Below are 595 nucleotides of genomic sequence, written 5' to 3'. Positions count from 1 at the left end.
AGTGTTCAGGCAAAACGGATTTCAAATTTCGAGCCATAGCTGCCGAGTAGCTTCGCGATCTCTGTATCGATGGTTTCCTTCGTCCAGGTGACGAAGCGCCGCCAGTGATACTTGGCGTGTTTCCAGACGATTTCGATCAGGTTCAGCTCGGGACTGTACGGCGGCAGATAGAAGAGCACCATACGATGGTCGAGAAACCAGCGGTCGATGGTTTCCTGATCGATGTTGTGATGAATCGAGGCGTTATCGAGCACCACCACAGTCATCAGGCCGGGAGGGCCTTCCTGCGCGAGCTGATCAAGAAACCGGATGACGTCCGGGCGCTTGATGGTTGCCTTGCTGGCTTCATGCTTTAGAAGGTTGGCGCCGAAATCAAATGCACCGAGGACCGAACGTCTGCAATGAGGCTGCGGTAAGACGCGATGCGGCTCGCCGACTGGCGACCAGCCGCGCTGCACCGGAGGTGAGGCAGAGAACCCCGACTGGTCGAAGTAGATCAGGCGGCACGCCCCATCGCGAGCCGCCTGCTGCAACTTTGAGAGCGTATCTGTCTTCACCGCGAACTCCTGCTCATCGCGCTTTTTTTAAGCGAGTA

The 595-nt window shown here is 56.8% G+C and carries 1 pseudogene; it reads right to left on the bottom strand.

The annotated features are described in order from the left end of the window. Nucleotides 1-5 precede the first annotated feature (5 nt). Nucleotides 6-569, bottom strand: a pseudogene (locus P0D73_RS46610) (IS630 family transposase); the annotation flags it as partial. Nucleotides 570-595 lie beyond the last annotated feature (26 nt).

Origin of the sequence: Paraburkholderia sp. RL18-101-BIB-B (genome assembly GCF_046026985.1) — a bacterium.
GTDB lineage: Bacteria > Pseudomonadota > Gammaproteobacteria > Burkholderiales > Burkholderiaceae > Paraburkholderia.
The sequence above is the reverse complement of the archived record's forward strand: the minus strand, read 5'-3'. Positions and strand labels throughout refer to the sequence as shown.